This is a genomic window from Streptomyces sp. NPDC056987 (assembly GCF_042673865.1).
GTDB lineage: Bacteria > Actinomycetota > Actinomycetes > Streptomycetales > Streptomycetaceae > Streptomyces.
Genome location: NZ_JBHURV010000044.1, coordinates 1 through 24,490, shown reverse-complemented (window position 1 = coordinate 24,490; position 24,490 = coordinate 1). Strand labels below are relative to the sequence as shown.

The 24,490-nt window shown below is 73.6% G+C and carries 20 protein-coding genes; 12 read left to right on the top strand and 8 right to left on the bottom strand.

Features of this window, described 5'->3' with window-relative positions; genetic code table 11:
* The first annotated feature begins 215 nt into the window (after positions 1 to 215).
* The gene (locus tag ACFTZC_RS35070) at positions 216 to 1,043 is read left to right on the top strand and encodes a peptidoglycan-binding protein (RefSeq protein ID WP_382896883.1); all 828 of its coding nucleotides are present in this window, start codon (positions 216 to 218) and stop codon (positions 1,041 to 1,043) included.
* 23 nt (positions 1,044 to 1,066) lie between these two features.
* Here the strand turns inward: ACFTZC_RS35070 and ACFTZC_RS35065 are convergent, their stop codons facing one another.
* The 4 genes from ACFTZC_RS35065 to ACFTZC_RS35050 form a co-directional block, all read right to left on the bottom strand.
* Complete coding sequence (locus tag ACFTZC_RS35065) at positions 1,067 to 1,819, bottom strand: hypothetical protein (protein ID WP_382896881.1); 753 nt, start codon at positions 1,817 to 1,819, stop codon at positions 1,067 to 1,069.
* Complete coding sequence (locus ACFTZC_RS35060) at positions 1,819 to 2,382, bottom strand: SigE family RNA polymerase sigma factor (protein ID WP_365814257.1); 564 nt, start codon at positions 2,380 to 2,382, stop codon at positions 1,819 to 1,821. The genes ACFTZC_RS35065 and ACFTZC_RS35060 overlap by 1 nt, the downstream gene beginning before the upstream one ends.
* Before the next feature lie 202 nt (positions 2,383 to 2,584).
* On the bottom strand, positions 2,585 to 4,168 hold the full coding sequence (locus tag ACFTZC_RS35055; RefSeq protein ID WP_382896877.1) for an arabinogalactan endo-beta-1,4-galactanase: 1,584 nt from the start codon (positions 4,166 to 4,168) through the stop codon (positions 2,585 to 2,587).
* 192 nt (positions 4,169 to 4,360) lie between these two features.
* Positions 4,361 to 6,388: a beta-galactosidase gene (locus ACFTZC_RS35050; protein ID WP_382896874.1), complete on the bottom strand. Its 2,028-nt coding sequence runs from the start codon at positions 6,386 to 6,388 to the stop codon at positions 4,361 to 4,363.
* A 231-nt stretch (positions 6,389 to 6,619) separates the two neighbouring features.
* Between ACFTZC_RS35050 and ACFTZC_RS35045 the strand changes: the two genes are divergently transcribed.
* The 4 genes from ACFTZC_RS35045 to ACFTZC_RS35030 all read left to right on the top strand — a co-directional run bounded on the left by ACFTZC_RS35045 (position 6,620) and on the right by ACFTZC_RS35030 (position 11,045).
* Positions 6,620 to 7,945 (top strand): extracellular solute-binding protein, encoded by a 1,326-nt coding sequence (locus ACFTZC_RS35045; protein WP_382896872.1) that lies wholly within the window; start codon positions 6,620 to 6,622, stop codon positions 7,943 to 7,945.
* A gap of 227 nt (positions 7,946 to 8,172) precedes the next feature.
* Positions 8,173 to 9,066, top strand: a complete 894-nt coding sequence (locus ACFTZC_RS35040; RefSeq protein WP_382896870.1) for a carbohydrate ABC transporter permease — start codon at positions 8,173 to 8,175, stop codon at positions 9,064 to 9,066.
* On the top strand, positions 9,063 to 9,980 hold the full coding sequence (locus ACFTZC_RS35035) for a carbohydrate ABC transporter permease (protein WP_382896867.1): 918 nt from the start codon (positions 9,063 to 9,065) through the stop codon (positions 9,978 to 9,980). Before ACFTZC_RS35040 ends, ACFTZC_RS35035 begins: the two co-directional genes overlap by 4 nt.
* Before the next feature lie 33 nt (positions 9,981 to 10,013).
* Entirely contained in the window at positions 10,014 to 11,045 is a 1,032-nt protein-coding gene (locus tag ACFTZC_RS35030; protein ID WP_365814263.1) for a LacI family DNA-binding transcriptional regulator, read from the top strand.
* A 55-nt stretch (positions 11,046 to 11,100) separates the two neighbouring features.
* Here ACFTZC_RS35030 and ACFTZC_RS35025 read toward each other — a convergent pair whose 3' ends face one another.
* Together ACFTZC_RS35025 and ACFTZC_RS35020 are read right to left on the bottom strand one after the other, a co-directional pair.
* Complete coding sequence (locus ACFTZC_RS35025; protein WP_382896864.1) at positions 11,101 to 11,613, bottom strand: hypothetical protein; 513 nt, start codon at positions 11,611 to 11,613, stop codon at positions 11,101 to 11,103.
* Between the two features lie 75 nt (positions 11,614 to 11,688).
* Positions 11,689 to 13,032: a DUF1254 domain-containing protein gene (locus ACFTZC_RS35020; RefSeq protein WP_382896862.1), complete on the bottom strand. Its 1,344-nt coding sequence runs from the start codon at positions 13,030 to 13,032 to the stop codon at positions 11,689 to 11,691.
* Between the two features lie 206 nt (positions 13,033 to 13,238).
* On the opposite strand from ACFTZC_RS35020, the gene ACFTZC_RS35015 reads away from it, so the two are divergent.
* Positions 13,239 to 14,876, top strand: a complete 1,638-nt coding sequence (locus ACFTZC_RS35015; protein WP_382896860.1) for a hypothetical protein — start codon at positions 13,239 to 13,241, stop codon at positions 14,874 to 14,876.
* A 33-nt stretch (positions 14,877 to 14,909) separates the two neighbouring features.
* Here ACFTZC_RS35015 and ACFTZC_RS35010 read toward each other — a convergent pair whose 3' ends face one another.
* A complete protein-coding gene (locus tag ACFTZC_RS35010) occupies positions 14,910 to 15,482 on the bottom strand; it encodes an MSMEG_1061 family FMN-dependent PPOX-type flavoprotein (protein ID WP_382896858.1) in 573 nt (190 codons plus the stop codon).
* Between the two features lie 309 nt (positions 15,483 to 15,791).
* Between ACFTZC_RS35010 and ACFTZC_RS35005 the strand changes: the two genes are divergently transcribed.
* The 5 genes from ACFTZC_RS35005 to ACFTZC_RS34985 all read left to right on the top strand — a co-directional run bounded on the left by ACFTZC_RS35005 (position 15,792) and on the right by ACFTZC_RS34985 (position 21,209).
* Positions 15,792 to 16,781, top strand: coding sequence for a FecCD family ABC transporter permease (locus ACFTZC_RS35005; protein ID WP_382896998.1), 990 nt, complete (start codon positions 15,792 to 15,794; stop codon positions 16,779 to 16,781).
* Positions 16,778 to 17,857, top strand: a complete 1,080-nt coding sequence (locus ACFTZC_RS35000; protein WP_382896855.1) for a FecCD family ABC transporter permease — start codon at positions 16,778 to 16,780, stop codon at positions 17,855 to 17,857. Before ACFTZC_RS35005 ends, ACFTZC_RS35000 begins: the two co-directional genes overlap by 4 nt.
* Before the next feature lie 72 nt (positions 17,858 to 17,929).
* Positions 17,930 to 18,775: an ABC transporter ATP-binding protein gene (locus ACFTZC_RS34995; RefSeq protein WP_382896853.1), complete on the top strand. Its 846-nt coding sequence runs from the start codon at positions 17,930 to 17,932 to the stop codon at positions 18,773 to 18,775.
* Positions 18,776 to 18,800: 25 nt separating this feature from the next.
* Positions 18,801 to 19,802 carry an iron-siderophore ABC transporter substrate-binding protein gene (locus tag ACFTZC_RS34990; RefSeq protein ID WP_382896850.1) on the top strand — a complete coding sequence of 334 codons (1,002 nt, stop codon included), beginning with the start codon at positions 18,801 to 18,803 and terminating at the stop codon, positions 19,800 to 19,802.
* 123 nt (positions 19,803 to 19,925) lie between these two features.
* Complete coding sequence (locus tag ACFTZC_RS34985; RefSeq protein WP_382896847.1) at positions 19,926 to 21,209, top strand: acyltransferase family protein; 1,284 nt, start codon at positions 19,926 to 19,928, stop codon at positions 21,207 to 21,209.
* A 42-nt stretch (positions 21,210 to 21,251) separates the two neighbouring features.
* On the opposite strand, the gene ACFTZC_RS34980 is transcribed toward ACFTZC_RS34985, so the two are convergent.
* On the bottom strand, positions 21,252 to 23,309 hold the full coding sequence (locus ACFTZC_RS34980; protein WP_382896845.1) for an FUSC family protein: 2,058 nt from the start codon (positions 23,307 to 23,309) through the stop codon (positions 21,252 to 21,254).
* A gap of 395 nt (positions 23,310 to 23,704) precedes the next feature.
* On the opposite strand from ACFTZC_RS34980, the gene ACFTZC_RS34975 reads away from it, so the two are divergent.
* Positions 23,705 to 24,424: a hypothetical protein gene (locus tag ACFTZC_RS34975; protein ID WP_382896842.1), complete on the top strand. Its 720-nt coding sequence runs from the start codon at positions 23,705 to 23,707 to the stop codon at positions 24,422 to 24,424.
* The last annotated feature ends 66 nt before the right edge of the window (positions 24,425 to 24,490 follow it).

Genomic DNA, 24,490 nt, shown 5'->3' with positions numbered 1-24,490 from the left:
GTGGGGGTGCTCCTGCTCTGGTACACCGCGTATTTATTTTCCGGTTCCCTCGGATGGGAGGCGCTTTCTTCCGGCGGGCGCCCCGGGGGTCCCCCCCCCGGGGTGGCGCCACCCCTGTCACCTGCCACTTGACTCCATTCGCACACATGTCTCGCGAGATCAAGGTAGCGTCCCGATCCGAACGGACAGTCCGGCAAGGGGTGAAGGAGGCGGGAGTGACGGAGCCATCCGATCACACGCGGCCCGGGCGACGCACGGTGCTGGAGCCGACGCATGTCATGCGCCGCCGGCGGCCCCGCGCGCTCTCCGACTTCACGGAGCTCTTCCGGCCGGAGGACACCGACCCCGAGAGCCGGGAGGACGGCCGGGGCGAGGGCTGGGAACAGGTCCCGCTCGACGCGAAGCCGGCCGGAGCGCCGGGACCGCCGGGTCCGTCAGGAGCATCGGGGCCGTCCGGGCCGTCCCGGGGACCCCACGGGAGCCGATCGGCCCGGCACTCCGCCCAGGACAGCCAGGACACCGAGGAGTTGCCGCCCGTCCCCGCCCAGGCCGGCGCGGGCGGGTGGACGGCCGGGGTGGTACGGCCGCGCAACGCCCGGTTCACCGCCCTGCTCTCGGTGGCCGCCGCCGGGGTGGTGGGTTTCGGCATCGCGCTGCTGCTCACCTGGGGCGGTTCGGGCGGCACCAGCGAGGCCGCGGAGCCGCCCCCCGCTCCGGCCCCCACCACGGAGCCGCCCGGGAACCCCACTCCGGCCCCGACGGGCCCGCCCGCCGGCACCACACCCCCGGCCGCCCCCGCCGACCCGGGCGCCACCGCCCCCGTACTCCAGGAGGGCGACAGCGGCCCGGAGGTCACCGAGTTGCAGGAGCGGCTGCTGCGCATCCCGAACGTGTACGAGGGCGGCGGTGTCACCGGAACGTACGACACCACACTGACCGAGGCCGTCGGCCGGTTCCAGCTCTGGTACGGCATCCGGGGCGACGAGACCGGCGTCTACGGCGACGACACCCGCCGTGACCTCGAATCCCGTACCGGTCCGTAGCGTCGGTCGTCCGGATCGGCGGGTCAGCCGCCCGGGGCGAAGCCGCCCGTCACCTCGGCGGGGCCGCCGGAGGAGGTCGCCCGTGCCGTGTAGCGGTCGCCCTCGGCGTCGCGGCCGCCCTCGGCGTGGTTGTACTGGCCCGCGAAGACGTGTTCGCCGGCCGGGACGGTCGCGCCGTCGCGCAGGGTCCACCGGTAGACCAGCGCGCCGTCCCGTACCCGGACGGAGACGGTGAAGTCCTCCTCGGGCAGCGACCGCCAGGAGCCGGCGTCCTCGATCCCCCCGGTCTCGGCGATGCGCAGCTCCACCGTGAGCGCCGTCAGCGGCTGCTCGGTCCTGAGGGTGATGTTGCTCTGCGCCCAGTAGGCGTTGCTGTTCGGGTCCACGACACCGTCCGACCGGAGATAGCCGCTCCCGGCCGTGGCGGGGTCCTCCGGGCTCCGGCTCGGCGACCGCTCCACCGGGGCGCGCGGGGACGAGATGCCGGGCGCGGGGGCCGCGGGCGGTCCCGCCGGGTCCGGGGAGGCCACCACCGTCTGGTGCGGGGAGCCCTGGGTGGTGACGAGCGCGAGCGCTCCGACGCCGAGCGCCCCGGCCGCCGCGGCCGTCACCACGGCCACCCGCGGCCAGCCGGCCGGCCGCCCGCGGCGCGCGGGGTGTCCCGCGGGCCTCGGGCCCGCCATACCGCGCTCCACACGCGCGAGCATGCGCGCGCGATCGGGGCGGTGCTCCCCGGCCAACTCCCGCAACCGCGCGGGCAGGTCGTCGTCCACCATCAGCCCCTGCCTCCTCCGGTACCGTCCGCCGCGACCGTGGCGTGCACCCGCTGCGGCGACGTGCCCGGGCCGAGCAGCCGTTGCAGCTCGGCCATGCCCCGGGACGTCTGACTCTTGACGGTACCCACCGAGATGCCGAGGGTGAGCGCCGTGTCCCGTTCCGAGAGGTCGAGGGCGTGGCGCAGCACCACACAGGCGCGTTTGCGGAACGGCAGCCGGCGCAGCGCCGTCCGTACGTCGAGCACGGCGGGCACGTCGGGCCCGTCGAACCGGTCGCCGCGCTGCGACCAGAACAGCGCGACGCGGCGGCGCTCCCGTACGGCGCTGCGGATACGGGACTTGGCCAGGTTGGTGACCACCCCGCGGGCGTACGCGACGGGGTGGTCGGCCGCCCTGACCCGGTCCCAGCGGTGCCAGAGCGCGAGCAGGGCGTCCGAGGCGAGATCGTCGGCCGTGTCGGCCTCGCCGGTCAACAGGTAGGCCAGCCGGGAGAGTTCCGCGTAATGCCGTTCGAAGAACGCGTGGAACTCGGCGGCGGTGGCGTCGTCGACAACTGTGCCCACGATGCCGCTCCTTGTCTCCTCCTGGCCCGGCCGCCGGGCGGGTCACGGCACCGGGGTTCGTGAGCGTAGCAGCGGGATCCGCCGATGGCGTCTCCTCTGCGCGCGGCCCGGTGCCGGGACCTGTTCCGCCGTCGGTAATCGGCCACGCCGGTCGAGGCGCACCGTGTGGGGCACCGGGACGGCGGCCGGGCACGTACGACGGTCAGCGGTGGGCGAACCAGCTCTCGGCGGGCAGGAGCCTGGTGTCGTAGCCGAAGAGTGCCTGGTTCTCCCAGGCGTTGCCCGAGGACGGGTCCTGCGGGTCCCAGCCGCTGCCCTTCACCGCGGTCCAGGCCGGCTCCCAGTAGACGATACCCAGGCCGCGCCCGCCCGGGACCGCCTCGACGACGTTCATCACGTCGCGCAGGTTGGCGGCCTGGCCGGCGGGGGTCGCCGGGTAGCCGGGCGCCAGCTGGCCGCTGGTGGCGATGTTGTTCTCCAGGAAGTCGCCGTTGGCGAGGGTGCTGGCGTACGCGGTCTCGGCGACCAGCACCGGCTTGCCGTAGCGGGCGGACACGTCGTCCAGATTGGCCTGGAGTCCGGAGAGCGGTCCGTGCCAGTACCCGTAGTAGGAGAGGGCGATCACGTCGAAGGGCACCTGACGGGCCACCGCCTGGTCGAACCACCAGCGGGTGCCGGCGTTGTCGCCGCCCTTGGCGAGGTGCAGCGCGACCTGGGTGGTGGACGAGACGGCCTTCGCGGCCTGGGCGCCGGAGGTCAGCAGGCCGGCGAGCTGGGTCCAGTTGTCGGTGGAGCCCTCCGGCCAGAGCATGCCGCCGTTGATCTCGTTGCCGATCTGGACCATGTCGGCCGTGGTGCCCTGCGCCTTGAGGGCGTTCAGCACGTCGTAGGTGTGGTTGTAGACATCGGTACGGAGCTGGCTGTACGGGTGCGAGGCCCAGGCGGCGGGCTTGTTCTGCTGGCCGGGGTCGGCCCAGCGGTCCGAGTAGTGGAAGTCGATCAGTACCTTCATGCCCTCGGCCTTGGCCCGCTTGGCCAGGGCGAGGACGCGTGCCTTGTTGTTGTAGCCGTCGGCCGGGTTCACCCACACCTTGAGCCGTACGTAGTTCATGCCCGCCCCGCGCAGCAGGCCGAGCGCGTCGCCGCGCTGCCCGGTGGCGCTGCTGTAGACGGCGCCGAACGCCTCGTTCTTCGGGAGGGTGGAGAGGTCGCCGCCCTTGACGGCGAGCCCGGTGGCGCCCGGCGCGAACGTCAGGTCGTCGAAGTTGGCCCACTCCCCCGCGTGCGCGTCGGAGTTGAGGCTGACGGTGCAGTTGCCGCCGGTCACCCGGACCGAGGTGACGAGACGGATCCAGGCACCATTGGCGGTGGGCGGCAGATCCGTGCGCTGCTCGGCACCGCCGCAGTTGCGCAGGGCGATGTACGCGGAGTTCTGGCCGCCGCTGGAGCGGACACGGGCGCTGAGTGTGTATGTGCCGTCGGCGAGCCCGGTCAGGTACTGGTAGGTCTCGACCTTGTACGCGGCGGCCGACCAGTGGCTGAGGCGGCGGTTCCCGGAGGCGCCGCCGTTCTCGGTGAAGGAGGCGGCGTGCTGTCCGGCGGCCGAGTAGGTCGACCAGCCGGTGGGGGTGGCGGTCCCGGTGGCGTCGGCCTCGAAGCCGGGGTTGGTGAGCGTCGCGGCGGCCCGGGCCTGCTGGGCGGGGAGCGCGGTCAGGAGCAGCGCGCCGAGCGCGGCTATGGCGGTGGCCCCGAGTCGGGTGCGCCAGGTGCGGTGTGCGAGGTGCATCGTCGATGTCCCTTCGACCGGTGGGTGGGCAGGCGGTGTGTCCCGGTGGTGCTCGGTGGTCCGTGTGCGGCTCGTCGGCACGCGCCCTGCTCGGTGGTACGTGTGCCGATCGGTGCTACGTGTGCCTTCCGGTGGTACGGGTGCCTTCCGGTGGTACGCGGGGCGGCCGGGCGTACCACCGGAAGGCGGCGCTCAGACGTCCAGCTTCACGACCCGTACGGCTCCGGCCGGCAGCGCGAGCCCGCCCGAGGCCCGTTCTCCGGTGAGGAGTTCGGTGCCCGCGGCGGGCAGCGGCACCTTGGCGTCCGTGGCGGTGTGGTTGAGGGCGAACACGTACTCCCCGCTCTCCCCGGACCGGCGGACGACCTCGACGTCGTGCGGCAGTTCGGCGCGCGGCGCAATCCCGGCGTCGTCGGCGGCGGCGCCGAGGATGGTGTCGAGCGCGCCGGGGGCGAGCCGGGTGGAGACGTACCAGGCGGTGCCGCGGCCGAGGCGGTGTCGGGTGACGGCCGGGTGGCCCGCGGCGAGCCCGTCGGCGTAGGTCCACACCGTCTCGGCCCCCTGCGGGACGACGAACTCGCTCCACACGTCGGCGGTCAGTTCGGAGCCGTCGGCCGCGGTGATCCGGACGCGTTCGCCCTCGCCGAGCGGGGAGAACTCCTCGACGGTCAGGCCGAGGACGTCGCGCAGCGCGCCGGGGTGGGCGCCGGGGTGGACGGCGTCGTGTTCGTCGACGATGCCGGAGAAGTACGAGACGACGAGCGTGCCGCCGTTCTCGACGTAGGCGCGCAGGTTGCGGCCGGTCGCCTCGGTGGCGAGGTAGAGGGCGGGCACCACGACGAGCGGGTAGCGGGAGAGATCGGCCTCGGGGTGGGCGAAGTCCACGGTGAGGTGGCGGTCGTAGAGCGCCTCGTAGAAGGAGTCGGCGCGCTCGCGGGCGTCGTGGTCCTCGCTCGGCCGCCATTCGAGGCGCTGCGCCCACCAGGACTGCCAGTCCCAGACGACGGCGGCGTCGGCGACGGTACGGGTGCCGCGTACGGTGGCGAGGCTGTCCAGGTGGGCGCCGAGGCCGACCACCTCGCGCCAGACGCGGCTGTCGGTGCCGGCGTGCGGCACCATCGAGGAGTGGAACTTCTCGGCGCCGCGCCGGGACTGGCGCCACTGGAAGAACAGCGCGCCCTCCGAGCCGCGCGCCACGTGGGCGAGGCTGTTGCGGGCCATCTGGCCGGGCGCCTTGGCGGGGTTGCGGGGCTGCCAGTTGACGCCGCTGGTGGAGTGTTCGAGCAGCAGCCAGGGAGCGCCGCCGGCCACGGACCGGGTGAGGTCGGCGGCCATGGCGAGGTTCACGTGGGTGCGGCGTCCGTCGGTGATCAGGTAGTGGTCGTTGGTGACGAGGTCGACCTCGCGCCCCCAGGCCCAGTAGTCGACGGATTCGCACTGGCTGAGGGCGGTCATGAAGTTGGTGGTGACGGGGATGCCGGGGGCGAGCCGGTGGAGCAGGTCCCGTTCCCGTACGAAGTTCTCGCGCATCGTGGCGTCGGCGAAGCGCGCGTAGTCGAGCCGGTGGGCGGGGTTGCACACGGTGGGGGTGGCCCGGGGCGGCTGGATCTCCTCGAAGGAGCCGTAGCGCTGGCCCCAGAAGGCGGTGCCCCAGGCCTCGTTGAGCGCGTCGAGGTCCTGGTGGGCGGCGCGCAGCCAGGTACGGAAGTGGACGGCGCACCCGTCGCAGTAGCAGGCGCTGACTGGGACGCCGTACTCGTTGTGGACGTGCCAGAGGGCCAGCGCGGGGTGGGAGCCGTAGCGCAGGGCGAGCTGTTCGGTGATGGCGGAGGAGGCCGCGCGGTACGCGGGTGAGCTGTGGCAGATCGCGCCGCGTGAGCCGAAGGCGTACCGCGTGCCCTCGCGGCTGACGGGGAGCGCCTCCGGGTGGTCGCGGTAGAACCAGGCGGGCGGGGCGACGGTGGGGGTGCCGAGGTCGACCCGTACGCCGTTCTCGTGGAGCAGGTCGACGACCCGGTCCAGCCAGCCGAAGTCGTAGCGGCCCGGCTCCGGTTCGAGCAGGGCCCACGAGAAGATGCCGATCGACACGAGGTTGACGCCGGCCTCGCGCATGAGGCGTACGTCCTCCTGCCAGACGGCCTCCGGCCACTGCTCGGGGTTGTAGTCCCCGCCGAACGCCAGGGCGTGTTTCGGGGGGCCCTCGGGCGCGGTCTGCGGCATGGATTGCCTCCTGTGGTGCGGTACGGCTGACGAGCGGACGGGGCCGCCGGGTGCGTCGGGTGTGGGAACGTGCACACATCGCAACGACCCGATGGATCCAACATAAGCGCACAGGAACAACCATTGACAAGTGTCCGGGAAGTTTCTCTACTGTGAACGCTCACAGAGCAGGGCCGGTCCGCCGTACTCAGGTCGCGGACCTCCGTCAGGGTTCGTCAGGGGAGTAACACCATGCAATTCACGACGCGCAGACGCCTCGTGGCCACGTCCCTCGCCATCGCGCTCGGTGCGACCGCGCTCGCCGCGTGCGGCTCCGGTTCGGATTCCGACGACGACGCCGGGGCCGACGGGCCGGCCGACCTCACCTACTGGGCCTGGGCGCCCGGCATGGACAAGGTCGCCGAACTCTGGAACACGACGGAGGGCGAGAAGACCGGCATCAAGGTGACGGTGAAGAAACAGGCCTCGGGCGACGACCTGGTCACCAAGATCATCACCGCGGCCAAGGCGAAGAAGGCCCCCGACCTGGTCCAGGCGGAGTACCAGGCGCTGCCGACCCTGGTCAGCAACGACGTCCTCGCCGACATCTCCGGCGAGGTCGGCGACGCGGAGGAGAAGTTCGCCGCGGGTGTCTGGCAGCAGACCACCCTCGGCACGGACGCCGTCTACGCGGTCCCGCAGGACTCCGGGCCGATGATGTTCTACTACCGCGCGGACCTCTTCAAGGAGTACGGGCTCACCGTGCCCACCACGTGGGACGCGTTCGCCGAGACCGCCCGCGCGCTGAGGAAGAAGGACCCGTCCAAGGCCCTGACGACGTTCTCCAGCAACGACGCGGGCCTGTTCGCCGGTCTCGCCCAGCAGGCGGGCGCCCGGTGGTGGACCACGCAGGGCGACACCTGGAAGGTGGGGATCGACGACGCCGCTACGAAGAAGGTCGCGGACTTCTGGGGCGGTCTCGTCAAGGAGGGCGCCATCGACAACCAGCCCATGTACACCCCGTCGTGGAACAAGGCGCTCAACACGGGCAAGCAGATCGCCTGGGTCAGCGCGGTCTGGGCGCCCGGCACCCTGACGACCGCCGCGCCCGACACCAAGGACAAGTGGGCCATGGCGCCGCTGCCGCAGTGGGACGCGGCCGAGCCGGCGACCGGGAGCTGGGGCGGCTCGTCCACCGGTGTCACCAACGACTCCCCGCACAAGAAGGCCGCGGCGAAGTTCGCCACCTGGCTGAACACCGACAGCGCCGCCCTGGCCGCGATGGTCAAGGAGGGCGGGATCTACCCGGCCGCCACCGCCGCGCAGTCGGGCGGCGCGCTGAGCGAGCCGCCCGCGTACTTCTCGAACCAGCCGGACTTCTACACCACGGCCGCCGAGATCGCGAAGACCACCGCGCCCTCCGCGTGGGGCCCGAACGTGAACGTCGCGTACACCACCTTCCGGGACGCCTTCGCCACCGCGGCCAAGAACAGGTCGGACTTCGGCGCCGCCCTGACCGGCATGCAGGAGGCCACCGTCGCCGACCTGAAGAAGCAGGGCTTCGGGGTCACCGGCTGATGGCCGCCACCCCGCGCCCGGCGGGCGCCTCGGCCCTGTCTTCAAAGTCCCGCCTGGCCCGCGACGCCCGGCACGCACGCTCGCTGCGTTGTCGGAATCGCCCGAGTACGCCCAGTACGCGGACGATCCTCCGCCTTGCGATCGCACGCACCGGACGCCGCGAGCCCCGCCCTACGGGCGGACGGCGCTACTTTGAAGACAGGGCCTCGGGCCGGACGGGCCGGCGGGTGCGCGGCGCGCCGTACGCCTTCCTCCTGCCGGCCGTCACGCTCTTCGCGCTCTTCTTCGCCCTGCCCATCGGGTACGCCCTCTATCTGAGCCTGCGCAAGGTCGAGGTCAAGGGGCTCGGCCTCGGCCGGGGCGCCCGCCAGGAGGTCTGGGCCGGGCTCTCCAACTACGCGGACGCGCTCACCGACTCCCAACTGCTCTCCAGCGCGCTGCGCGTGCTGGGGTACGGGGCGATGGTGGTCCCCGCGATGCTCGGTCTCGCGCTGGTCCTCGCCCTGATGCTGGACGCCGAGCGCACCCGGCTCAGCGGCTTCTCCCGGCTCGCGATCTTCCTGCCGTACGCCGTGCCCGGTGTGATCGCCGCGATGATGTGGGGCTTCCTCTACCTGCCGGACGTGAGCCCCTTCTACTTCCTGCTGGACAAGGCCGGGGTGTCCGTGCCGAACCTCCTGGACGGCGGGCCGCTCTACCTCGCGCTCGCCAACATCGCGCTGTGGGGCGGCACCGGCTTCAACATGATCGTCATCTACACGTCGCTGCGCTCGATCCCCGTGGAGATCTACGAGGCGGCCCGGCTGGACGGCTGTTCGCAGCTCCAGACCGCGCTGCGGATCAAGATCCCCATCGTGGCGCCCGCGCTGGTGCTGACGTTCTTCTTCTCCATCATCGCGACGCTCCAGGTGTTCAGCGAACCCACCACCCTCAAGCCCCTGACCAACTCGCTCTCCACCACCTGGTCCCCGCTGATGAAGGTCTACCAGGACGCCTTCGTCAACGGCGACATCCACGCGGCGGCGGCCACCTCCGTGGTGATCGCGGTCCTGACCCTCCTCCTGTCCTTCGGCTTCCTGAAGGCCGCGAACTCCCGCTCGAACCAGGGAGAGACCCCGTGAACGCCCTCACCACCCGCCGTACCGCGCCCGCGGCCGGCACCACGCCGGGCACCGCGCAGGGGCCGCCGCCCCGGCCGAAGGCCCGGCGCCGGATCGCCTGGGTGCCGACGATCACGCTGCTGGCCGGCGCGCTCTACTGCCTGCTGCCCGTGGCGTGGATCGTGGTGGCCGCCACCAAGTCGGGCCGCGAGCTGTTCTCCACCTTCACCTTCCTGCCCGGCACGGGGTTCGCGGACAACGTCGCGGAGCTGTCCGCGTACCGGGAGGGCGTGTACTGGCGGTGGATGCTCAACTCCCTGTTCTACTCCGGCGCCGGCGCCCTGCTCTCGACGGCGGTCTCCGCCCTCAGCGGCTACGCCCTGGCCGTCTACCGCTTCCGCGGCCGCGAGACGCTCTTCAACGTGCTGCTCGCCGGCGTGCTGATGCCGCCGGTCATCCTCGCCGTACCGCAGTACCTGCTGATGGCGAAGGCCGACCTGGCCGACAGCTATCTGTCCGTGCTGCTGCCGGCGATCCTCTCCCCGTACGGGATCTACCTCGCCCGGATCTACGCGTCGGCGTCCGTGCCCCCCGACGTGGTGGAGGCCGGCCGGATGGACGGCGGGGGCGAGTGGCGGATCTTCCGGTCGGTGGCGCTGCCGATGATGCTGCCGGGGCTGGTGACGGTGTTCCTCTTCCAGTTCGTGGCCATCTGGAACAACTTCCTCCTCCCCTACATCATGCTCGGCGACGATCAGAAGTTCCCCATCACACTGGGTCTGTACACCCTCCTCCAGCAGGGCTCCAACACCCCGGCGCTCTACACTCTGGTCATCACGGGTGCGCTGCTCGCGGTGGTACCGCTGATCGCCCTCTTCCTGGTCATCCAGCGGTTCTGGAGCCTGGACCTGCTGTCCGGGGCCGTAAAGTCCTGACGCGACAGGCACGATCACGAGAGAACGACAGGTATGAGCCGCACGGGCACCAACGGCCGGCGCAAGCCGCCGACCATCCACGACGTGGCACGGGAGGCCGGTGTCTCCCGGGGCACCGTCTCGCGGGTCCTCAACGGCGGCCACTATGTGAGCCCGGCCGCGGAGGAGGCGGTCAACGCCGCGATCCGCAGGACGGGTTATGTCGTCAACCGGCATGCCCGCAGTCTCATCACGGGCCGCTCCGACTCGGTCGCCTTCCTGCTCACCGAGCCGCAGGAGCGGTTCTTCGAGGACCCTAACTTCAATGTGCTGCTGCGGGGATGCACCCAGGCGCTGGCCGCGCACGACATCCCGCTGCTGCTGATGATCGCGGGGACGAAGGACGAACGGCGCCGGATCGCCCGGTACATCACCGCGGGCCATGTCGACGGCGTCCTGCTGGTGTCCAGCCACTCCGGCGACCGGGTCGCCGAGCAACTGCGCGCGGCCCGGGTGCCGTTGGTGGCCTGCGGGAAACCGCTCGGGCAGAGCTCCAAGGTCAGCTATGTCGCGGCCGACGACCGGGACGGCGCGCGCGAGATGGTGCGCCATCTCGTACGCGGCGGGCGCCGGCGGATCGCCACGGTCACCGGCCCGCTGGACACCCCGGGCGGCACGGAACGGCTGGCGGGCTACCGGGAGATCCTCGCCGAGGCCGGTATCGAGGCCGACGAACGGCTGATCGCCGCCGGGGACTACAGCCGGGCGAGCGGGGAGGCCGCCGCCGCGGAACTGCTGCGCCGGGCACCGGATCTCGACGCGGTGTTCGTCGCCTCCGACCTGATGGCGCAGGGGGTGCTCACGGCGCTGCGGGAGGCGGGACGCAGGGTGCCCGAGGATGTCGCGGTGGGCGGTTTCGACGACTCTCCCGCGGCACTGGACACCCGGCCCGCGCTGACCACGATCCGGCAGCCGTGGGACCGTATCAGCGCGGAGATGGTAAGGGTGCTGCTGGCCCAGATCGGCGGCGAGGACACCTCCACGGTCATCCTCCCCACCGAACTGGTCCGGCGCGACTCGGCCTGACACCGCCACCGGGTACGGGCCGCCGGGGACCGGCGCCGGACCCGCCCCGGCGCCGTCAGCCGGGCAGCGCCTCGCCACAGCGGGCGCAGAACCGCGCGTCGCGCTCCCCGCAGAGCCGTCCGCACGCGGTGCAGACATGGTTCAGCGCACAGGGCGGCTCGCCACCCTCCGCCGCGGGCGCCCGCACGGGGGCGGCGTCCGGTGGCGCGGAGGCGACCGTCAGACCGGGGCGGCGCGGGTGCGCGGTCAGATAGACCAGCCCGCGCTCCCCCGCGGTCAGCGAACGGCGCGAGGTCCTCGGCAGCCACACCACGGCGCGCGGGGCAAGCGGCTCGGTCCCGGTGGGCGTGCCGAGCGTCCCGTCGCCGTCCAGGACGACGAGCAGCACGTCAAGCACGTGGTCGGTGTGTTCGCCGACGGCCGCGCCCGGTGGCAGCCGTACGACGTTGGCGTCCAGGGCCCGCCCGGACTCGGCCAGTTTCCACAGCGCGCCCTGGCGGTCGGCGGCGGCCCGCGCGAGGTCCTCGTCGAGGGTGACCAGGACCCGGGCGGTGGGCGGCGGCGTCATCGGGGGCTCCAGACGTGGTACGGCGAAGGGCCCCACGATCATAGTGACGCGGCAGCCCCCCGGCCCGCGGACCGGTCAGGTCACCCGGCGGATCGCCGGCAGCTCGTAACCGCCGTCGAAGAGCGCGGCCTTCGGCTCGTACATCCGCAGGACGGGGCGGAACCGTCCGGGCGGGGTGGGCAGCCAGTTGGCGGCGGCCTCCTCGTCCTCCGGGCGGCCCGGCCGCAGATGGAGGGTGAGGGAACCGTCGGCGGCGCGGCGCAGTCCGGCGGTGCGGTCACCGATCGCGTACCGGTCGAGCGGGTTGGCGACGAGGTGGTACTCGGGCAGGTCGTACATGGTGAGCGACCAGAACGCGTCGACGGGCGGCGGCTGTTCGAAGCGCAGTGTGTAGGTGTGCCGCCCCTCCAGCGGCTCCCCGTCCGCGTCGTGCCACGTCATCGCGGAGGCGGCCTCGTAGCCGTGGCCGCCCCACAGACCGGTGCGGGCCGCGGCGGCGCGCAGCAGCCGGGCCGCGTCGCGGTCACGGACCGTCCACTCCGGGTCGGTCAGCACCCCCGTCTCGAAGAAGTCCGCGTTGTGGTCGAAGGCGTGGTACGCGAGCCGCCAGCCGTTCTGTTCCGGGCCTTCGGCGTGCGCGGCGGCGTACTCGACCCGCTCCCTGCCCTCGGTGAACCCCTCGCGCAGGGCGTCGGCCAGCTCGGGCTCCGGGGACCGGTAGGGGCTCGCCGACGCCAGCAGGCCGAGGGGCGCGAAGTGCCGCTGGTACTCGGCGTCGACGGGGGCGGGCGGGAACGCGGCCGTACGGACCCGCAGTTTCTCGAAGAACATCAGGGTGCCGTCGGTGACGTCGGGGTCCGAGAGCGGCAGGCCCGCGAGGGGGCCGGCGCTCCCACCGCCGGGCGCGAGCGCCTCCAGGCGGGTGGCCCGCTGGAGCGCGGCGGTGGCCGGGAGGTCCTCGGGCCCCGCGCACGCCCAGCGGCCGATGAGCGAGGCGACGGCGGTGGGGCAGGCGATCCGGGTGGCTCCGGCGGGTACCTCGCCGCGCCAGCCGGGCCCGGTGAGCAGGAAGCTGCCCGCGGCGGTGCCGGTGGCGCGCCGTCCGACATAGGCGAAGTTGTTGGTCCAGGCGTCCACGAACCGCAGGACGTAGTAGCGCCCGGCCGTGTCGGGCACGGTCAGCAGGAGCGGGCCGCCCGACAGGTCGAGCTGGGCCACGGTGTGGACGGTGTCGTTGTTGACCCCGGCGAAGGTGTCGTCCGGTCCGGCCAGCCGGGTGCTGTGGGCGAGGGTGTTGAAGGGCGCGGGCGGCACCGGGCCGAGCCCGGCGTGGGTGAAGCGGTCGGCCTCGTCCAGGTTGAACACCATCGGATAGCCGTAGACGTACGCCTCGGCCGCCAGCGCCCGCAGATCACTCATCCCGTCCGCCTCTCCCAGGGTGCGGCCATCGTCCGCCGCCCGGGCGGCGCTCGCCATCCGGGGGACCCGGACGGCGTACGGGGGCGGGGCCCGGCGGTGGGACGGTCCGGCCGGTCCCGGGGCGTCGCGGGCCGGCTCGTGCGCGGATCGGGGACAGTGGGCCGGTCAGCCCGCAGCGCCGCGCCGCGCAGACCGGTGCCGCGCGGGTGGGAACGGAGCCCGCCATCCTTCTCGTCCCGCCGCTCCCGCGGCCCGTGGCGCCCGCCCCGCCGCTCCGCGCGCGGGTGCTGGACTCGCGGGCGCTCGCCGTGCTCGCCCCGTCCGCCCTGGCGCTGGCGCTGGGGATGTGGGGGATCGGCCGCCGCGGGACGCTGTGGGGCGACGAGGCCGTCACGTACGAGGTGGCGCACCGTGCCCCGGGGCAGATCTGGGACACCGCGGGGCACGCCGACGCGGTCCACGGCCTCTACTACCTCCTCATGCACGGGGTCTTCGCCCTGTGGGACGGCGGGCTCGTCGCGCTGCGGCTGCCGTCGGTCCTCGCGGTGGCGGCGGCGTCCGCCGGGGTCGCGCTGCTCGGCCGCGCGCTCGCCGGGCCGCGCGCCGGGCTGCTCGCCGGACTGGTCCTCCCGCTGCTCCCTGCCGTACAGCGGTACGCGCAGGAGGGCCGTTCCTACGCGCTGGTGTGCGCGCTGGTCACCTGGGCGAGCTGGCTGCTGGCGTACGCGCTCGCCCGCCCGGCGCGGTGGCGGTGGGCGGCGTACGCCGGGGTGGCGCTGACCGCCTGCCTGCTGCACGAGTTCGCGGTGCTGACACTGCTCGCCCACGGCGTGACGGTGGTGTGTTCGACGCCTCCCCACCTGTCCGCGCGGACTCTCAGGGCGTGGGGCACCGCCGCGTGCGCGGTGGGTGCCGGGGTGCTGCCGCTCGCGGTCTTCAGTACGACGCAGTCGGCGCAGGTCGACTGGATCGGCGCTCCCGGCGCCCGGGATGTCCTGGGCTTCGCGGCGGTGACGGCGGTGGGCGTGGCGTGCGCCCGGACGGCGCGGTGCGGCCCCGGCACGGCCGCCGTCCCGTGCGCCACCGGTCCGTGCGCTGCCGGTCCGTGCGCTGCCGGTCCGTGCGCTGCCGCCCCGCCGGTCGCCTCGGGCGTCGCCCCGCCGGTCGCGTCGCCGCCGTTGCCGTTCCCCCGGCTGGAGGCGCTCGCGCTGCCCCTGCTGATCCTGCCGACCGCGCTGCTGATGGCGCTCTCCCCGCTGCGGCCGTTCTACGTCGAGCGCTACGTCCTCTCGTACACCGTCGGTCTCGCGCTGCTCCTGGGCACGGCGCTCGACCGGTCCCGGAGGCGGCGTGCCCGCGTGGGCAGGGCCCGGCGCCGGGCGGTGGCCGTGGTCGCGGTGGCGTCGGCGCTCGCCGCGCTGTGGCCGGTGGGCACGTATCTGCGGACCCCGCAGAGCCGTCAGAACGACGCCACCGCGGTGGCCCGCGCCGTACGGGAGTCGGCGCGGCCGGGCGACGGCCTGCTCTTCCTGCCGGCGCGGCGCCGGGTGTGGACGCTCGCGCGGCCCGGTGACTTCCGGGGGCTGACGGATCTCGCCCTCGACCGCTCCCCCGTCGCCTCGGACACCCTGCACGGCACGGAGCTGCCGGCGGCGCGGGTGCGCGAGCGGATGCTGGCCGCGCGGCGGATCGTGGCCGTCCACGACCTGCCGGGGCAGCCGCTGGAGCCGGCCGGCGGGGAGGCGGTGAAACGCGCGGTGCTGCGCGCGTACTTCGAGGAGTGCGGCGGCCGGACCGTGACCCGGGCCCGTATCACGGTCCACGCCCGGCCCGGCCACTGCTGAGCCTCCGGGCGCGCCCTCGGCCCGCTCGCGGTGTCATGCCCCCGGCCAGGTCTCCGGCTGCCAGAGGCCCGACCGGGTCAGTGCGGCCGGGCAGTGCCGGAAGATCTCGTCGATCTCCACCACCAGGGCGAGCAGCGGGCGTTGGCCCTTCAGCGCCATCCCGTCGAAGAAGGGGGCGTCGGTGAGGATGCGCGCCCGCCCGTTGACGCGCAGCACGTCCTTGCTGCCGGGCACGAGGTGGACCAGGCCGACGTGCGGGTTCTCCAGGATGTTGTGGAAGCTGTCGGCCCGCCGGTTGCCCGGCCGGTCCGGGAGGGCCAGCGTGCGGGAGTCCAGGGCCCGGACGAAGCCCGGCACGTCACCGCGGGGTGAGGCGTCGCAGTTGCCCCGGGCGTCGGAGGTGGAGAGCAGACAGAACGGTGAGCGCGCGAGCAGATCGAGGTCCTCGGGGCCGAGCCGCCGGTGGACCTTGTCGATCACGATCGGGTGCGGGGTGCCGAGCAGTTCGCGCAGTTCGTCGGCGGAGCGCAGGGCGCGGTGGCCCGCCCGGTCGGTGAACTCGTGGGCGGGGTGCGCTCCGTGCTCCGTCGTCGCGGCGTGGGACAAGGGAGATCTCTTCCGTGTACGGGCCCGGCAGGACGGGACAGAACAGCTGATCGGTAATGTTAGGCTCACCTTACTTTACGGGTTCATCAGCATCCGCGGCGCGGCCGGCCGCGCCGGGAACGGCACAGTGGGGGCGGGACAGATGCACGGCGGGACGCTTCGCGCGAAGGCCCACGAGGCGTGATCGCGCACTCCGGCACGGAGACCGGGCCCCGCTCCCCCGGCGGGCCCGCCGGGTCCGCCGGGTCCGCGGACCCGCCCGGGGAGCCCGCCGGGCCGACGGGCCCCGGTACGCGCCGGGGCCGTCCGCTGCTCGGCGCGGGACTGCTGGTGGCCCTCGGCCTCCTCATGGCGGCGGTCTGGGCGAGTCTCGCGTTCGGCTCCGGCGACGCGGCGACCGGCGATGTGCTGCGGGCCCTGTTCGACCGGGATCTCTCCGACAAGGGTCAGCTCATCGTCCTGGAGGAGCGCGTTCCGCGTACGGTCGCCGGGCTGATGACGGGCGCCGCGCTGGGGCTCGCCGGAGCGGTCATGCAGGGCGTGGCCCGCAACCCGCTGGCCGATCCGGGCATCCTCGGTGTCAACGCCGGTGCCTCGGTGGCCGTGGTGACCGCGATCGGCCTGCTGGGCCTCGGTTCCCCCTCCGACTACATCTGGTTCGGGCTCCTGGGCGCGTTCGCCGCGACCGTACTGGTCTACGGCGTCGGCTCGCTGGGCCGGGACGGCGCCACACCGGTGAAGCTGGCGCTGGCCGGGGCCGCCACCACCGCGATCCTCGGGTCGGTGACCACGGCCATCATGCTGACGGACCGGCAGGTCTTCGACCGGTTCCGGTTCTGGAAGGTCGGTTCGCTCGCCGGGCGGGACGCCACCCTGCTGTGGCAGGCCCTGCCCTTCATCGCGGTGGGCGTGGTGCTGGCGCTGGCGCTGGGGCCGCAGCTCAACGCCCTGTCGCTGGGGGACGATCTCGCGCGGGCGCTGGGGCAGCGGGTGGGCGCGGCGCGGCTGCTGTCGGCGGCGACGGTGATGCTGCTGTGCGGGGCGGCCACCGCGGTCGCCGGGCCCATCGGCTTCGTCGGCCTGGTCGTACCGCACGCGGCCCGAATGTTCACCGGCCCCGACTACCGCTGGATCCTGCCATACAGCGCGCTGCTGGCGCCCGTGCTGATCCTGGTCTCCGACATCGCGGGGCGGCTGATCGCCCGGCCCGGTGAGGTGCAGGTGGGGATCGTGACCGCGGTCGTCGGGGCCGTGCCCTTCGTGATCCTGGTGCGCCGTCGTCGTCTGGTGGAGCTGTGAACGACCTGACCGCTGGAACCACCGGGCACCCGGACCCGCGACTGGCCGCCGCCGTGGCGGACGTCGTACGGGCCCGGCGCGCCGGACGGACGCGTACCGTCGCGGTCTGCGTGGCCCTGACCGGCGCCGTACTGGCCGCGTTCTGCGTGTCGCTGGCCTTCGGTGACCTGTACGTCCCGCTGGGCGACGTGATCGCGACGCTGGCCGGCGGCGGCGACGGCGGCTCCCGGTTCGTCATCGTCGACCTGCGGCTGCCGCGCGCGCTGATCGGCCTGCTGGTCGGCGCGGCGTTCGGGCTCTCCGGCGCGGTGTTCCAGACGCTGCTGCGCAATCCGCTGGCCAGCCCCGATGTGATCGGGATCAGTTCGGGGGCGGGCGCGGCCGGGGTGCTGGCCGCCGTGGGCTTCGGAGCCAGTGGTTTCGTGCTCTCCGCCTCCGCGCTGCTGGGCGCGGTGGTGGCCGCGGCGGCGATCTACGCGCTCGCGTGGCGCGACGGCGTCGCCGGATACCGGCTCGTGCTGGTCGGCATCGGGATCGGCGCCGCGCTGTCCAGCATGATCTCGCACCTGCTGACCAGTTCGGACGTGGCGGACGCGCAGAACGCCCTCGCCTGGCTGACCGGCAGCCTCAACGGCCGCTCCTGGGAGCAGCTCCGGCCGCTCGTCGTGGCCCTGGCCCTCCTCGTGCCGCCGACGTTCCTGGCGGCGCGGCCCCTCGGGACCCTGCAACTGGGCGACGACACGGCGACGGGGCTCGGCACCCGGGTGGAGCGCGCCCGGCTGGCGCTGCTCGCCTGCGCGGTGGCGCTGGCCGGGGTGGCGACGGCCGCGGCGGGCCCGGTGGCGTTCGTGGCGTTCGTCTCCGCGCCGATCGCCCGCCGGCTGGTGCCGCGCCAGGGCGCCGCGCTGCTGCCCGCCGCGCTGACGGGGGCGCTGATCGTCCTGGTCGCGGACTTCGCCGCACAGCATCTGCTGAGCTCGACCCAGTTCCCGGTGGGTGTGGTGACGGGTGTGATCGGCGCGCCCTATCTGCTGTGGCTCCTGGCCCGTGCCAACCGCGCGGGCAGGGGCGGTTAGAGCCTGCTTCCGAGCGGCCGGAGCTCGCTTCCGAACGGCAGGCTCCGAGTGACATGAGGGAAGGATCTGCACATGAGTGCGGAGCACACACTCCAGGCGCGGGACGTCCGCCTCGGCTACGACGGGCGTGAGGTCGTCAACGGGCTGAACGTCGCCATACCACCGGGCCGGATCACGATGATCGTCGGGCCCAACGCCTGCGGGAAGTCGACGCTGCTGCGCTCCATGGCCCGGCTGCTGACGCCCACCGGGGGGAGTGTGCTGCTCGACGGGCGGGACATCCAGGCGATGCCCACCAAGGAGGTCGCCGCGGTGCTGGGGATCCTGCCGCAGAGCCCGGTGGCGCCGGACGGCATCACGGTGAGCGATCTGGTGGGCCGGGGGCGCTATCCGCACCAGGGGTGGTTCCGGCGCTGGACGGCGGAGGACGACGCCGCGGTGGCGCAGGCGCTGCTGGCGACGGACGTGCTGGAGCTGGCGGCGCGGCCGGTGGACGAACTCTCCGGCGGTCAGCGGCAGCGGGTGTGGATCGCCATGGCGCTGTCGCAGCATACGGACATCCTGCTGCTGGACGAGCCGACGACCTTCCTCGACATCAGCCACCAGCTCGACGTACTGGACCTGCTCACCGATCTGAACCGGACGTACGGCTCGACGATCGTGGTGGTGCTGCACGACCTCAATCTGGCCTGCCGGTACGCCGATCATCTCGTCGCCATGAAGGACGGGCGGATCGTGGCGGAGGGGGCGCCCCAGGAGATCGTGTCGGCGTCCCTCGTCACCGAGGTGTTCGGGATGCGCTGTTCCGTCACCGAGGATCCCGCCTCGCGGACGCCGATGATCGTGCCGATGGGCCGTCACCACATCGCCGGGGAGACGGTGCCCGCCGGAGACCGGGACCCCGCCACCGCGGAGTGATTTAAGGTTAGGCTAACCTAATTTCATGTCACGTGAAAAGAATCTCCGCGCTGCCCTGTGGGCCGTTCTCACCGTGCTCTTCGTCGGGCTGCTGACCGCCTGCGGCTCGTCCTCGTCCGACGACGCCTCCGCGGGCTCCTCCGCCCGGGACGACGGCGCCTTCCCCGCCAAGGTCGCGACCAAGTTCGGCGAGGTCACCGTCGACGAACGCCCCCAGCGCGTCGTGGCGCTGGGCTGGGGCGACGCCGAGGCCGCCCTGGCGCTCGGCGTGCAGCCCGTCGGGGCCAGCGACTGGCTGGCGTTCGGCGGCGACGGGGTCGGCCCCTGGGCGAAGGGGCTCTACCGGAAGAGCCCGCAGATCATCGGCACGCTTGAACCGCAGTTCGAGAAGATCGCGGCGCTCCGGCCCGATCTCATCCTGGACACCAAGTCCAGCGGGGACCAGGAGCGTTACGACACCCTCAGCAAGATCGCCCCGACCATCGGGGTACCGAAGGGCGGCGACCAGTACAAGATCTCCTGGAGCAAGCAGACCGAGATGATCTCCGCCGCGCTGGGCATCCCCGAGAAGGGCGAGCGGCTCATCGCGGAGACGGAGCGGAAGTTCCAGGAATCCGCCGCCGCCCACCCCGAGTTCAAGGGCAGAACGATCGCCCTCGGCTCCCGGACGGGCGACGCGTTCGGCGCGTACGTCCACGGCACCGGCCGCGTCGACTTCGTCGAACGCCTCGGTTTCCGGAACAGCCCGGCCGTCGAGGCCAAGGCCGGCGCGTCGTTCTCCGTACCCGTCAGCCGCGAGAACCTCGAACTGCTGGACGCCGATCTGACGGTGATGGCGCCCATCGGCGTGGACGCGAAGAAGATCACCGACGACCCGCTCTACCAGGCCGTTCCCTCCGTCAAGGCGGGCCGTTCCGTGGTGTTCGACGACGACACGCTCAGCAACGCGTTCGCGACGGACTCGGTGCTCTCGGTGGCGTACGCGCTGGAGAAGGTCGTCCCGCTGTTCGCCGCACCACTGAAGTAGGAACCTCTCCTCCCGTAGTGGCAACCTCTCCTCCCGTCCTGCCGTCTTCCTCCAAATGGCCGCGCTTTCTGAGAATCGCATGAACAACCGCGTGGGCGTCCACTTTCCGGGCACGGGCACGGGATGGACAGCACACCTACCGAGACAGCGACGCGCACAGGCCGAGGGGACGGAGCCGCCGAGGAACAGAAGCCGCACAGACCGGGTGGGCCCGGAGGGCACACGCGGGAACTGCCCCGGCACACCGGTCACGACGGTGCGCCGGGGCTCGCTCTGGGTCTCATCCCGGTACGTGTCGACGGCCGGCCCGACCGGGGAGCGCGCGGCTTCCCGGGAACGCTGCGCCGGGGCGGCCGGGTGCGCGGGGTGGACGGGCTGCGGGCGCTGGCCGTGGTGCTGGTCATGGTGTACCACCTCGAACCCGACCTGCTGCCCGGCGGCGCACTCGGGGTGGACGTCTTCTTCACCATCAGCGGATTCGTCATCACCCGCCTGCTGCTCGCCGAGTTCGCCAGGACCGGCGACGTCGCGATGCGGTCGTTCTACTGGCGGCGCTGGCTGCGGCTGGTCCCGGCGCTGCTCGCGGTCTGCGCGTTCTGCGCCGTACTGGTGTTCACCACTCGGCTGCCCTCGTTCGACGGCGCGTGGCCCGCCGTCGTGCTGGCCGCCACCTTCCTCGTCAACATCGTCAGGGCCTCCCAGCCCGGCGTCTACTCCAGCGACACCTCCCTTCTGTCGCACACCTGGTCGCTCGGCGTCGAGGAACAGTTCTACTTCGTCTGGCCGCCGCTCCTGCTGCTGCTCCTGCGCCGGTTCCGGGCGCGTACGGTGCTGATCTGCACCGCTGTGGTGTGTCTGCTGCCGCTGGTGTGGCGCCTCGTGCTGTGGAACCCGGATGCCGCGCACCGTATCTACAACGGCATGGACACCCGCGCCGACCAGCTGCTGGCCGGCGCGCTGCTGGCCGTGGTGGTGGCCCGGCTGCCCACGGACGATCCCCGGCTCGCGGCGCTGGGGCGGTGGGCGGGACGGCTCGCCTGGCCCGCGCTGGCGCTGCTCGCCCTGATCGTCTGGCAGGTGCCGATGACGGGCGAGTCCGCCTGGACCGTGCCCTGGTACACCGTCGGGTTCCTGGTGACGGCCGTCCTGTCGGCGACACTCGTCGCGGCGCTGGAGCTGTGTCCCGACAGCCGGCTGGCCCGGTCGCTCTCCCTGGCCCCGCTGGTGTGGACCGGACGGAACCTCAGCTACGGGCTCTACCTGTGGCACTATCCGCTGTCCCGGCTCATGTCGGACCTGGGGCTCGACACCTGGCAGGGGCCCGCCACGGTCGCGGCCAGTTTCGTGGCCGCGTACGCCTCGTACCGGCTCCTCGAACGGCCTCTCACCCGCCGCGGAAGAAAGTGACGCCTCCCGTCCGGGCCGGACGCACCGCCGGGCCCGGGCGGGTCAGGCCGCCGTGGTCAGGGCCTGGATCCCGTGGAGATGGGTCACCACGTCCCGCAGGGAACGGCACCGGCTCGGAACCGGCGGCAGGGCCGCGGCGGCCGGCGGGCGGCCCGCCTCCAGCGCGTCGGCCGTCGCGGCCAGCGCCCGGGTGACCTCCCGCGCCTCGGCGGCCGACGGCAGCGGGACGCCCTGTTCGACCCGTACGGCACAGACGGTCGCCGCCTCGACGATCCGCTCCGCGCGCGCCGCCACCGCCGCCCAGTCGTGGCGGTGGGTACGGTGCGGCCCCGGCAGCTCCGCGGCGGCCGTCTCCGCCGCGGCCCGCGCCTCCGCGAGCGCGCGGTAGGCGGCGTTCCGCAGCGCGATGCCGGTGGCGTCGCCGCCGCGCGGCGGGGCCGGTGTCCCCGCTCCGTGCGGGGCCCGCGGGGTGGACGGCGCGCCGCCGTCGGACGGTGTGTCCAGTACGTGGCGCAGGTACCGCTCCGTGCAGCGCAGCGCGACCGCGAAGCGGTGACCGACCCGTACCCGCGGATCGGTGAGGTGCGGAAGATGCCCGACGAGCAGCACGATGGCGCAGGCGAGCCCGGTGTCCAGCAGCCGCGCGGCGGTCGCCTCGGTGTCCCCGGCCGCGTACAGGAACGCCAGGACGAGCAGGGTGACGACCGCGGTCTGGAAGCCGAAGTGCCGGGTGGCCACCGGGATCAGCGCACCGCCCGTCACCACCACGCCGATCAGCCACCAGGGTCCGCCCAGGCCCGTGGCCACCACCGTGACCAGGGTGAAGACCAGCACACCCGCGGCCGTGCCCGCGACGCGGTTCACCACCCGGGAGAAGAGCGGTCCCAGGTCGGGCTTGACGAGGAAGGCGGCCGTGGCGGGCAGCCAGTACCAGTGCGTCTGGTGAAGGCTCAGGGCGACGGCGGCGCTCACGGCGACGCACAGCGCCACCCGCAGCCCGTTCTCCCGGCGCGCCGGGGCGAACATCCGGCCCGGCCGCCGGGGAACGGCGCGCGGAGCGCGGGGCCGGGTGGTGGCGATCCCGTACGGCAGGGGCCTCCCTTCCGGTTCCGTACGGTCGAAGGCGACCGCGGCGTCCAGCAGCGCGCGGTCGAACGCGCCGCGCTGGACCGTGTCGGAGGCCGGGCTCGGCAGGGCGCCGGGCGCCGCGTCCGCGCGGACGGCCGCGGCCAGCCTGCGGGGCCCCTCGGCCACCTGGCGGGGCAGCGGCCTGCCCTCCCAGAGCAGCGCTATCCCGGCCTCGCACAGCGCCGTCGCCGCGCCGAAGCGGGTGACGATCCGGTGGACGGCGGCCGGGCCGCCGCCGCGCGCCCCGGCCGGCCGGGACAGCAGCCGCATCAGGCGCACCGACTCGTCCGCGCGCTGCTGGGCGGCGGTCAGCCGGCGCCGGGCGGCCCCGGCGTCCGGCCCGCCCACCGCGCGCAGCGCGTCGGCGAGCGCGTCGAAGACGGCGGCGACGGCCTCCCGTTCCCCGTCCCACCGGGCGCCGCGGCGCAGGCCGGGAGCGCGCAGCAGGAACCGGAGCAGCAGCAGCCAGGCGGCGCCGCCGAGGTAGCAGGACGCCTTGAGCCAGGCGGGGCCCGCCAGGGGCATCCCGGCTCCGATGGACGCGGTGACGAGCAGTTGTGTCGCCGCGGCCGACCACACCGGACCGGCGACGCTCAGCGCCCCGGAGAGCCAGCCCACCACGAAGAGGGCGGGCACGGCGGCCCACCGGCCGCCGGTGTCCGCGAGCAGGCCGCCGCACAGCAGTCCGAAGGCTCCGGCGACGGCGGGCAGGCCGAGGTGCACGACTCCGGTACGGCGGGTGCCGGGGCGGTCGTTGACGCCGGCGAGCATCGCGCCGAGCCCGGCGAGCACGGCGGGGCCGAGACGGCCGGTCAGCACACCGAGCGCGAGCAGCGGGCCGGCGCCGAGCGCGCCGCGGACCACGGCGGCCCGGGGGATCGGTCCCGAGTGCCAGCCCAGCGGGTGGCTGAGCCAGGCGGGCACGGCGGTACGGCGGGCGGAACGCGCGCGGCGTACGAGGGAGGCGGTCACGAGTCTCCTGGGACAACCGGTCGGGAGCGGGGCGAACAGACCGGCGGGCAGCGGTGACCGCACCTCTCCGACCGTAACAGCACACCTGGCCTTTCGAGCCGCCGTTCCGTTACGGGCAGATGTCCTTCCGTACGGGGCACCTGCCACCGCAGTGCGCCACACACCTCTCACGGGTCCCACCGCCGGGGCGCTCACCTGCGGCCCGCCCTCTGTCGCCCCGATGTGTTGATTCCACGAACTGGCTTATTTACAGGGCGAGTTCGGGCCGTCCGTAAGGGTGAGCGACGGCAGTTCACACGTTCTCACCACAACACGACACACCGCAGGGCCTAGGCTTCACCCCAGAGGCGGCCGACGGGGGGCAACGGCGGCGGCCAGAACGAGAGGGCGACACCATGACAACCACACCCACCACACCGGGCAGCATCGAGGCGACCACGGCGCTTCTCCGCTCGGAACTCCCGCAGTTGGAATCACACCAGCAGACGCTGGAGAAGGAACTGGCCACGGTCACCGAGCGGCTGGAGTCGGTGCGTACCGCACTCGGCGCACTCCAGGCGCTCTCCCCCGCGCCGGAGGCCGCCGAAGCGCTGCCGCCGGTGGCCGCGCCCGCGGTGCCGGAGCAGCGGGCGGTGACACCGGAGCCCGTGGCGGAGGAGGCGCCGGCCGAGGAGGCGCCCGCCGCGACGGCTCCGGCGCCCGCACGCGGAAAGGCGCGCGCGACCGCCAAGGCCGCGAAGGCGGCCGCCGGTTCCGAGGCCGAGGCCGACGCGGAAGCTCCGGCCAAGGCCAAGGCGGAGACGCCGGCCAAGGCGCCGAAGGAGACCAAGCGCCGCCCGGCGAAGAAGACGCCGCCGGCCAAGTCCGCGAAGAGCGCGGCGAAGAAGGCGGCCCCCGCCGACGGCGATCAGCAGGGCGCCGGGCTGACGGACCAGATCCTCGCCATCCTCGCCGCGGCGGGCGGCGACCCGGTCCGGGCCCGTGACGTGGCGGCGCAGCTGGGGCGCGACGGTACGCCCGGCAGCATCAACGCGGTACGGAGCACTCTCGACCGGCTGGTCGGCACCTCGCGGGCGCACCGCGCCGGGCGCGGTCTCTACCAGGCGTCCAGCTGACGATTGTCGTCGCATCCGGTGTCCGTGCCGCCCGCGCCCCGGTGCGGACCGGCGGTGGCCGTGGCC